Raw genomic sequence first — 8,502 nt, forward strand, 5'->3', positions numbered from 1 at the left:
CCGCGTACGGTGAGGATCGACGGGCGGTCGGTCCCGAGCTCCCGGCGCCGGTACGACGAGGCGAGCAGGACGTTGACGGTGCTCACGGGACGGCGCTCCACGAAACGGGCGTTCCGGCTCGTGGTGGTGCCGTGAGCCCGCGGCGTCAGCGCATCAGCCCTTGAGCGGCGGGCCCGGGGCTGATCCTGGATCTCGCGACGCCCCTATCGCCCCCGTGCGTTACACATAAGATCGATTATCGGGCGTAGGATGCAGCGCGCACCGTACCCGCGCAGCTCGCGTAGGCTGCGCTGCATGGTCCGGTCAGGGTCACCGACATGACCCGCCGCCCTCTCCTCGCCGTCGCCGTGATCGCCGCCCTGGCCGTGGGCCTCACGGGTGCCGGGCCGACGAGCGCCGGCGGCAGCGGCAGCGGCAGCGGCGACATGGACGCCGCGCTCACCCGCGCCCGTCTCGGCACGGGCGCACCGGCGGCCTCGGCGTCCGTGGCCGTGTGCGGACGAGTGGTCTGGTCCGGAGCGTCGGGCGTGACCGACCTCGACAGCCGCAGGCGGGTGTCACCCGCCACCCGGTTCGTCGTCGCGAGCGTGTCCAAGACCGTGACCGCGACCATGATCATGCAGCAGGTACGGCGCGGGCGGCTGTCGCTGCGCACCAGGCTCTCGCGGTTCTACCCGGCGATCCCGCACGCCCGCGACATCACGATGTCGATGCTGCTGCGTCACCGCAGCGGCCTGGCCGAGTACTCCGACGACGAGCAGATCGCCGCGCGCATCGACGAGCGACCGCGGCATCGCTGGACCCGGAACGAGCTCATCCGGGCGATGCGACCGGCGCAGTTCCGTCCCGGCACGCGGTTCCGCTACACGAACAGCAACTACGTGGTGCTCGGCGGCGTGCTCGAGCAGGTCGCGAGGACCACGGTCGAGCGGACCTTCCGAAGCGGCGTCGCCGCTCCCGCGCGTATGAGGTCGTCGACGTGGACCTACGATCCCGCCGAGACGTCCCGGTACGCGCATCCGCACCAGCAGGACACGGACGGCGGTCGTAGGAGCCTCCTCGTGCGCGGCGTCCTCGCCAACGACACATGGGGTCCGGTGTGGACCGACGGCGGCCTGACCTCGACGGCGACGGACCTGTCCAGGTTCGCCGACGCGCTGTTCCGAGGACGTCTCCTGCCCCCCTCGACGGTCCGGCGGATGAGCTCCGTCGGGCGGCAGAACTACGGGATCGGCCTCTACGCGCGACGGGCCGGCGGTCACCGCTGGCTCGGGCACGACGGGTCCTACGGCGGCTACGAGGCCGAAGCCTGGACCGACGTGGACCGCAACCTGACGGTGGCCGTCACCGTGAACATGGAGGAGCACGACGCCGCGGATGTCAGCGCATCCGAGACCGTCTGGCGTGCCGTGGCCCGGGCGGCGGAGGCCGCGCGGCTCGGGCGTTCGCGCTGCCCGACGACCTGAGCTACGCGAGCTCGGGCGGCCAGACCGCTCACGGCGCCCGGCACGGGCCGGCCACCGGCTGCACGACGAGCTTCAGCGGACCCGAGGCGCCAGCCGCACGACGGCACGTCCGTCGGTGACCCGGACCGCGAGGCGCGTGCGCCCGCTCGCCCGCCGCACCGAGAACTGCGCGCGGCCCCGGTGGACGCGGGCGGTGCCGCTGCGGATCGTCCGACCGCCGGCCCGGACCAGGTAGCGGACGGCGCGGCTGTGCGCGCCGCGGACGCGGCACACGATCCGTCGCCGCTGGGTCGAGCACGTCACCCTGGGCGTGCTCCCTGCCGGGCCGCGCCGACCTCGGGGGCCGGTCTCCCCCCTGGCCCCGGGCGCGCCGTCGCGCCCGGCCTGCCCGGGTGAGCCCGCGGGTCCCGGCGCGCCGTCCTGACCGGGCGCACCCGCCGGTCCGGGGGCACCGTCGTGCCCGGGGGCGCCCGAGGCTCCGGGAGCCCCGCTCTGCCCAGGGGCGCCATTCTCGCCGGGCGCTCCCGGCGCACCATCCTTGCCCGGCGCTCCCGGCGCGCCGTCCTGGCCCGAGGACCCGATCCGCTCGGCCAGCCACACCTCCGCCGAGCCCGCGGTCTGCCGCAACCTCGCGTTCTCGTACCCGGTCCGCGGCGACGCGAAGGCCGCACCCGCGGAGGTGCACGCGCCGCGGGCGGCCTCCCACGGCACCGGTCCACGCAGGACCCAGGAGCCGTCGTCGGTCCGGCACGCGACCGCGCGGCGTTCCGTGCACGGCCGCGTCACCCAGCGCCCGTCGGAGCGCTGGACGGCGCACGCGCCCTCGGCCGGGTCGGGGGCGCCGGGCACCCAGCTCCACACGGCCGCGTCGAGCCGGCCGTCACCGGGCAGGAGCTGATCGAAGCCGTAGAGGTTGACGCCGCACTGCGACATCCAGCGCACGCGCTCGGGGGTGAGCATGTCCGCCTCGACGTCGCTCGACGACGCCGTGGGGTCGATCGCGGTGGCGACGAACGTGCTGTCCTCGTAGTAGCGGACCATGCGCGTGTCGTAGACGGCCCGCGAGTACGTCCCGTCGCACGTCGGGAACGCTCGGTACGCCGATGTGTCACCGCTCTCCACGTGGCTGGGGTTCCAGTTGAAGACCCGGCTCCCCCAGCCGGCCGCGCACGACCCGACGAGCACCACCTGCGCGCCCGCGGCCCGCACACCGTCGCGGGTGAGCGTGAGGGGCAGCGTCGTGCAGTCCGCGCCGGTCTGGGACGGCCGGTAGATCCTGGTGCCGAAGGCGGCGTCGAGCGCCGAGATCGTCTCGACGTAGCCCTCGGCGGTCCCGATGTTGTCCTCGAGGTACAGCAGCAGCACCTCGTCGCGGTTCTCGGGGCGGTCCAGCCAGGCCGCGATCTCCGGCAGTACGTCGCCGACGAGCGCCTCGGTGGTGCAGCCGACGTGCAGCTCGTCGGCCCCGCGGCCGTGGCAGACGCTCACTCCCCCGCCCCCTGCGCGTTCGAGGCGCGGGATCCAGTGCAGGTCGAGCTCGAGGGAGCGGATGTCGATGTCCAGCTGCTCGGTGAGCGACAGCTGCTGGTTGGAGTCCGAGTGCGAGAGCGTCGGGTCCGCCGCCGCGGAGTTGAAGGAGTTGTGGGTCGCGAGGAACTCGGTCTCCGACAGCGGCAGGCCGTCGCCGAGGCGACGCTGGAACGCCAGGGTCCGGTGCAGCCACGACGCACGATGGGCCCGGACGGCCTCGTCGGTGACGGCGTGCCCCAGGGGCAACGTGCACTGGGCGGCGGTGAACCCGAGCCGCCGGCACTCGGCGCTGAGACGCTCGGCCGTCTTGTCGGCGAGCCGGCAGACCGCCGCCGACGGGCTCGCGGCCGCGCAGGTCTCATCGAGCGGGGTCTGCGGTGCCGCCGCCGCGCTCCCCGGCGAGCAGAGCAGCGCGCAGCACACCGCGAGGAGGACCCGACGACCCATGACCATGGTGTGAACAACGTCACACGGGGCCCGAACTTGCGGGGCGAGGGCTCAGCGCAGCCGGATGGGTCCGGGCAGCGAGAGGATCCCGGTGGGGAGTCCGAGGGCATCGCCGAACGCCGTGAGCCACGTCTCGACGTTCGCGCCGGGCAGCACCGGGAACCTCGCCGCGACCGCGGCCGTCGGCGCGTGCGAGGACTCTGCGGGCTTGATGCGCTCCACGACGCCGAGCCGGGGCCAGGGGACGACGTCCGCGTCGTCACGGGCGAGGCCCGCCATCCGGCAGGCGTGGTCGACCGCGGCCGTCCTCCCACCGTGCTCGTCGACGAGCCCGTGGGCGAGGGCGTCGGCGCCCGTCCACACCCGCCCCCGTGCCAGGGGCTCGAGGACCTCCTTCGCCATGCCGCGGTCGGCGGCGGCGTTCGCCACGAAGTCGTCGTACACCTCATCCAGCCACTGCTCCAGGCGGGCCCGCTGCTCCTCCGTGAACCCGACGTCCGGGGCGAACATCGTGGCGTTGGGCCCGGTCCCGATGACCTCGCGCACCACCCCGAGCTTCTGCGCGAGCTCCGCGACGACGAACTTCCCGGCGAGCACCCCGATGGAGCCCGTGATCGTGGTGGGCAGCGCGAACACGCGGTCGGCGGGCATCGCGGCGTAGTAGCCGCCCGAGGCGGCGACATCGCCCATCGACGCCACCACCGGCCGTCCGGTCGCCCGCAGCTGCAGGACCGCGCGACGGATCGCGTCGGACGCCACGTACGAGCCGCCGGGCGAGTCGATGTGCAGGACCACGGCCTTGACGCGGTCGCTCTCCCCCGCGCTGCTGAGCGCGGCGACGACCGTGTCGCCGCCCGCGCGGCGGCCTCCGGGACCGGGTCCTCCCTGCCGCCCGCGCCCCTCGACGATCGCTCCGTGGACGGCCACGACCGCGACCTGTGGCCCGCCGCGTCGCACGAGGCGCCCCACCCCCGCCCGCTCGCCGTGGCGGCGCGCGTAGCGATGGGCGTACAGGAGCTCGATCTCGCCGTGCGTCGTGCGCAGGTGCGCGTCCAGCTCGTCGCGGTAGCCGAGACGGTCGACGAGACCGTGCTCGAGCGCGTGCCTCGCGGACAGCGGAGCCTGTGCCACCAGCCCCCGCAGCGCGTCCTGGTCGATCCCGCGGCGGTCGCAGATCACCGTGACGAGATGATCCATGGCGCTGGTGGCGAGGCGCGTCGTCATCTCCCGGTTGGCGTCGCTCACCTCCCGGGCCGAGAACAGGTCCGCCGCGGTCTTGTACTCGCGACGCTGTCCGAACTGCGGCTCGACGCCGACCTGGTCGAAGACGCCGCGCACGAGGGTGATCGCTCCCGAGACCCCGGTGAGCCCCACCTGCCCGGAGGGCTGCAGCCAGACCTCCGCGCAGCGGGATGCGAGGGCGTACGGGACGGTGCCCGCACCCAGCTCGCCGTAGGCGGACGCGAAGGCGTACGTGGAGGTCCCTGCCTCCCGCAACGCGTCCACGGCATCGCCGAGCTCATCGGCCTGGGCGGCGCTCACGGAGCCGCCGCCCAGCAGCACGACGCCGACGACCCGCGGATCCTCCACAGCCTCCCGCAGCGCGGCGACCACCGCGACCAGGGACGGGGTGTTGCGCTGCCGCAGGGCGCTGATCGGGTCGGACGGCGGCTCGGTGACCAGGCCGCCCGTCAGGTCCACCTCCAGCACGACGGGCGCGGGCGCGCGCAGTCCCGGGAGCTCGCGGACCAGCGGCAAGGTGCGGACGTCCATCGGTACACCGTCCCACACCCGGCGCACCGGCCGGCCTCGCGCACGCGTGGGGAACGTCCGAGGAACACCCTCGGACGACGATGCGCTCCATGCTCGCTCGTCGTGGTTTCCTCGTCGCCTCGATCCTTGCCTTCCTGACCCTGGCGTCCTCCGCCGCGGCGGACGACACCGTCCGCGTGGACTTCGAGACCGGTCCGGCGCTGGGCGCGCCGATCACCGACCAGTACCGGACCTCGTCGTTCGTCTTCTGGAACTCCGGCGACTATCGCCCGCGACGTCGTGCGCACGGCCCGGGGGTCGTCGCGGACATCGGTCCCGAGCACTGCGAGGCCGAGGGCTACTCGCCCGGGGCCTGCGAGCTCGCCGTCGGCGGGACCCGGGCTCGCCTGACCCGCAGCGCCAACCGGATAGCGATGCTCGTCGGGCTCCGCAGCGCGATGGAGCAGTCGACCTGGGCACGGCTCCAGGCCCTCGACGGCAACGGGGTGGTCATCGCCCAGACACCCGAGACGCCGATCGGCGTCGGCATCACCACGCCGCTCTCGGTCGCGCGCCCCGGGCCGGAGATCCTCGGTTTCCGGCTGGTGTTCGGGGGCGGCGGCGCCACCGGCGGCCCGGTCGCGTTCGACGACCTCGAGCTCACCTACCCGCCCGGGAGCCTGCCGGACCTCGCGATCGACGTCACGCAGAACACCCAGCGGGTGGTCCAGGGCGCCTCGCTCGACCTGCCGCTCACGGTGACGCGCCTCAACGGCTCCAGCGGGCCGATCGACCTCCGGGCGTCGGGACTGCCGTCCGGGGTGACGGCGGAGTTCCTGCCCGACCCGGTCCCCGGGACGACGGAGGGGGCCACGCTGCGACTGCGCGCGGCGACCGATGCCCCCGACTCCCCCGGCGGCACCCCTCAGACGGTCACGATCACCGCCGACCCGCAGGGCGACGCCGGTGTCGGGCGTGCGCCCGTCGCCGCCCCGCTCGGACTGGTCGTCGAGAGCGCCTTCACGCTGCGGGCCCCGTCTGGGACCACCGCCGCGCTGCCGACCTGCGGAACCGTCGAGGTCCCGCTGACCCTGGGGCGCAGCACCACGTTCACCGAGGACGTCCACCTCGACGTGGAGGGCCTGCCGCCAGGAGTGACGGGGACGTTCAGCCGCGGCACGCCCCTCGCGGCCGGGACCGGCGGCAGCATGGTCCTCGCACTCCGGGCCTCGTCCCAGAGCTTCCCGCCGGTCCAGGCGGTCGTCAGCGCCAGCGCGTCCGGCTACCCGTCCCGCCGCGTGTACCTCGACATCCGCCAGGTCCCGGGGACCGTGTCGCTGATCGCTCCGCAGAACGGCCTGCTGACCGCGCCGCAGCAGCTCCGCCCGGGGACACCGGTCGTCCTGTCCGGCAACGGCCTGTGCCCTGGGAGCACGGTCTTCGTGGGAGCCGGCGAGGCCGCGCCCACCCTGTCGGCCGACGGCACGTCGATGCGGTTCGAGACGCCGCGGCTGGCGACCTCGGGCCCCATCCGGGTCGTCCCGTCCGCGGGCCCGTCGTTCGCGACCCAGCCGGTGACGGTGACGACGTTCCGCAGCACGAGCGGCCTCAGGTTCGGGAACTTCTCCTTCACGGGCCTGTCGTACCGGGAGACGATCGACACGTTCGGCGCCGACGAGTTCTTCGTGTCCGTGAACCCGTGCTGGCCGTGGTCCGACTGCTCGATCCTCACCCCCGTCCCCAACCCGATCGCCGTCATCGCCCACGAGATCATCGACGCCCAGATGCAGAGCACCGGCGGGCACTGCTTCGGCATCTCGCGCGCCGTACAGGGGTGGCTGGCCAACCGCGCCACGCTGAACCGGTGGTCGAGCACCGACATCTTCGGCATTCCGGGTCGCAGTTCCGACCTCGACTCCTACCTGGACGGGCAGCACGCCACCCAGGCGTCGACGGAGTTCATCCGCGCCTGGTTCGGTCGCACGAAGACGGTCGAGGCGCAGCTCACCACGATCCGCTCGCAGCTCTCGTCGGGGAACACGCCCCTGGTGAGCGTGCGCGAGGGCGACAAGGGCCACGCGATGGTCGCCTACGACGTCCTCGACCGGCCCGACGGGGGCGCCGACGTCCTCCTCTACGACAACAACGTCCCGTTCGATCCCGCGGTCGAGCTGAGCAGCCCTGCGCAGCACCAGCATCGCGAGGCGGTGCGCAGCGTCCTGCGCATCACCCCGGACCGCAGGAGCTGGGAGTTCTCCAACGGCGGCTCCACGCCGTGGACGGGCGGTGGAGCGGACCTGTTCGCCGTTGCGCGGAACGTCATCCCGGACGACCCCTCGCTGCCGGGGCTGGCACAACTCGCCGAGGGGCTCGCCTACGTGGTGTTCGGCTCGCAGGACGGATCGGTGCGCAGCGCGGGCGTGCCGGAGGGCGGCGACCTGCTGCCCCCGCTCGACAGCGCCGCCCCACCGGGCCGCAGCGCGACGGTCGGATTCGGCTCGCGCGGCGCGCTGCGGCACGCCGTGGTCGGGACCAAGCAGGGCCGGTATCGGCAGTCGGTCGTCGAGGGCGACTCGCTGAGCACCGTCGAGCTCCCGACCGCGACCGGCGCCGCGGACGAGGTCCGCAGCGCCCCGGGCGGCGACGGGCTGGTCCTCGCCCAGGGACGCAAGGCGGGCGGAGGGCAAAAGGACTACCTCGTGGCGGTCCGGGGGACCGACGGCAGTCGCCTTGCTCGGATCCGGACCGCATCGAGCGCCGGGAGCGAGGACGTGGTGAGGCTTGCCGGCGGACGGCGGCTGACGATCGCCCATGAGGGAGCCGCGACCACCATGCGCGTCGAACTGCAGTCCGCCCAGCGCAACGGGGGCGCCGCGACGTTCACGTCCGGGCCGATCGCCGTCGGGAAGGACGCCACCGTGACGCTCACCCCGGTCGACTGGCGGGTGCTCGATCGCGTCCGGGTGACGGTCCGGCGTCCCGGCGCGCGCCCCCGGACGCGGACGCTGCGGTCGAGCACCCGGCCGGCCGCACGGGTGCGTGTGCGGTCGCTGCGAGTACGAGGGCGCCGCGTGAGCGTCGTCGTGCGCTTCTCGAAGCTCCCTGCCCAGCGCACCGCCGGAGTGGTCCTGCGCGTCATGCGGGGCCGCCGCACCGTCGGGAGGCGCAGCTTCCCCCTGCCGGCGCCCCGGGCCGGCACGCAGACGCTGCGGTGGACGATCCCCTCCCCCGCTCGTGCGCGCGGACTCCGCCTGCGGGCGGACGCCACGCTCGTCGTGGGCGGGGCGCGTCCCGCCACGGTCCGGGC

At 74.3% G+C, this 8,502-nt stretch carries 3 protein-coding genes and 1 pseudogene; 2 read left to right on the forward strand and 2 right to left on the reverse strand.

Features of this window, described 5'->3' with window-relative positions; genetic code table 11:
- Positions 1–317: 317 nt before the first annotated feature.
- A complete protein-coding gene (locus ABYE80_RS13310) occupies positions 318–1,466 on the forward strand; it encodes a serine hydrolase domain-containing protein (protein ID WP_372790768.1) in 1,149 nt (382 codons plus the stop codon).
- A gap of 72 nt (positions 1,467–1,538) precedes the next feature.
- Here the strand turns inward: ABYE80_RS13310 and ABYE80_RS13315 are convergent, their stop codons facing one another.
- Together ABYE80_RS13315 and sppA are read right to left on the reverse strand one after the other, a co-directional pair.
- Complete coding sequence (locus ABYE80_RS13315) at positions 1,539–3,443, reverse strand: hypothetical protein (protein WP_372790769.1); 1,905 nt, start codon at positions 3,441–3,443, stop codon at positions 1,539–1,541.
- A 51-nt stretch (positions 3,444–3,494) separates the two neighbouring features.
- Positions 3,495–5,216 carry a signal peptide peptidase SppA gene (gene sppA / locus ABYE80_RS13320; protein WP_372790770.1) on the reverse strand — a complete coding sequence of 574 codons (1,722 nt, stop codon included), beginning with the start codon at positions 5,214–5,216 and terminating at the stop codon, positions 3,495–3,497.
- Between the two features lie 89 nt (positions 5,217–5,305).
- On the opposite strand from sppA, the pseudogene ABYE80_RS13325 reads away from it, so the two are divergent.
- Positions 5,306–8,502 (forward strand): annotated as a pseudogene (locus tag ABYE80_RS13325) (hypothetical protein); the annotation flags it as partial.

Origin of the sequence: Paraconexibacter sp. (assembly GCF_041602235.1) — a bacterium.
In the GTDB taxonomy this organism is placed as follows: Bacteria; Actinomycetota; Thermoleophilia; order Solirubrobacterales; family Solirubrobacteraceae; genus Paraconexibacter.